The sequence below is a fragment of the uncultured Campylobacter sp. genome, assembly GCF_937949835.1.
In the GTDB taxonomy this organism is placed as follows: domain Bacteria; phylum Campylobacterota; class Campylobacteria; order Campylobacterales; family Campylobacteraceae; genus Campylobacter_B.
Map to the genome: position 1 here is coordinate 1 of NZ_CALEDC010000263.1, position 2,036 is coordinate 2,036.

General features: G+C 55.2%; 1 protein-coding gene. It reads left to right on the forward strand.

The window, feature by feature from the left end; all coding sequences use genetic code 11:
* The first annotated feature begins 141 nt into the window (after positions 1-141).
* Complete coding sequence (locus Q0256_RS05955; protein ID WP_297961090.1) at positions 142-2,022, forward strand: ATP-binding cassette domain-containing protein; 1,881 nt, start codon at positions 142-144, stop codon at positions 2,020-2,022.
* Positions 2,023-2,036 lie beyond the last annotated feature (14 nt).

Here is a 2,036-nt window from a genome sequence, read left to right on the forward strand (position 1 = left end):
GACGCCGTAGCGGCCGCAAAACCACGACGTCTCGGCGGCTGCAGAAGTAAGGCGTCGCGACAAAGAGCGCCTTTTCGGCGTGCATAGGTCTCGTTCGTCGCGCCAAGCGACGGGGCGAGTAAATAAAATTTGGAGCTAGGCTTGGATCTACTAAATATCGTAAATTTAAAGAAATTTTACCTGCGAGAGGATCGCAGCAAAAACGTCGTTTTTGAAAATTTCGATCTGCGAATTGGCGCCTCGCCGCGGCTCATCAGCCTCACGGGCCCCGACGGCGCGGGCAAATCCACGCTTTTAAAGCTCATCTGCGGCATCATCGCGCCCGATTGCGGCGAGATAAAATTTGCTGGCTTCACTCCGAGCGGCGAAAATAAAGAATTCGTCCGCGCAAACGGCTATATGTCGCAGAGCCTGGGGCTTTACGAGGAGCTTAGCGTCTGGCAAAATTTAAACATCTTCGCAGGCCTAAAAGGGCTTGATCTAAAAAGCGGCGAGGAGTATCTGCGCGGGCTTTTGCGCCGCGTGGGGCTTTTGAAATTTAAAGATTACGCCGTGGATTCGCTCTCCGGCGGGATGAAGCAAAAGCTAGGCGTCGCTTGCGCTATCGCAGTTCGTCCGCGGCTTTTAGTGCTCGATGAGCCCACCGTCGGCGTCGATCCGCTCTCGCGCAGCGAGCTGTGGGCGATCGTGCGCGAGTATCTGGATCAAAGCGGCGCGAAATGCATATTTTCGACGGCGTATTTCGACGAGGCGGCGGATGCCGATCTGACGCTGATTTTGCTCGGCGGCAAGATCATAGCGCAGGAGCGCGCCGCAAAGATCACCGCGGCGCTGCGGGATCGCACATTTCGCATCGACGGCGAGGATTATCAGAGCCTGGCGCGCCGCTTGATGTTTAAGACGCAAAGATTTTTAAAAAACTCCCCGCTCATCGACATCTGTCCCAGAGACGGCAGCGTTGATCTGCTAAGCGATGAGCCGATAAGCCTGCGCGATCTGCAGGAGTTTTTAAACGCGAGCCTAGAGGGTGACGGCGAAAATACAGAACGCGAAAACGGGCGCGACAAAGGCACGGATCCCGAAAACGGGCGCGGCGAAAATTTTAAAATTTCAAACGAAAACGAGGGCGCTAAATTTAACGAAAACGGAAGCGCTAAATTTAAACTGAGTCCGCGCGAGGCGAGCCTAGAGGATGCGTATATTTTTTTAAATAAAGCAGAGATCGGCGCGGCAAACTTCGGCTACGAAAAAAGGAGCTTCGATGCGGCTCAAACCGTCATCAAAGTGCGCGACGTGAGTAAAAAATTCGGCTCATTCACCGCCGTGGAAAATACGAGTTTCGAGGTCAAAAAGGGCGAGATTTTCGGCCTTCTGGGTCCAAACGGCGCGGGTAAGACGACGACTTTTCGCATGATCTGCGCGCTTTTGGGGATGAGCGGGGGCGAGATCTCGGTCATGGGCGAGGATCTGCGCTACGCCAAATCATCGATCAGATCGCGCATCGGCTACGTCTCACAGAAATTTTCGCTTTATAAAAAGCTAAGCTGCTATCAAAATTTAGAGTATTTCGGCCGCAGCTACGGCATCGGCGGCATGGCGCTGAAGCGGCGCATAGAGGAGCTTTTGAGCGAGTTTGGCTTGCAGCGGCTGCGAAACGAGACGTGGCAGAACCTGCCCTTTGGCGCGGGGCGCAACCTCAGCATGGCGTGCGCGCTCATCCACCGCCCCGAGATTTTGTTTCTCGACGAGGCCACCAGCGGCGCCGATCCGCTCTCGCGCAGGCTCTTTTGGAACCGCATAAATGCGCTGGCGCGCACCGGCGTGAGCGTGGTCGTGACGACGCATTTTATGGAGGAGGCGGAGTATTGCGATCGGTTTTTGATCCAAGATCGCGGCAAAATCCTAGCGCTGGGCAGCCCCGACGAGGTCTGCGTGCAGGACGGGCGGCGGCTTAGCGTGCAGCAGGCCTTCATAAACGAGGTACAAAAATTTAGAAGCGAGGCGGGCGATGAGGGCTTTTGATCTAAATTTTGCGC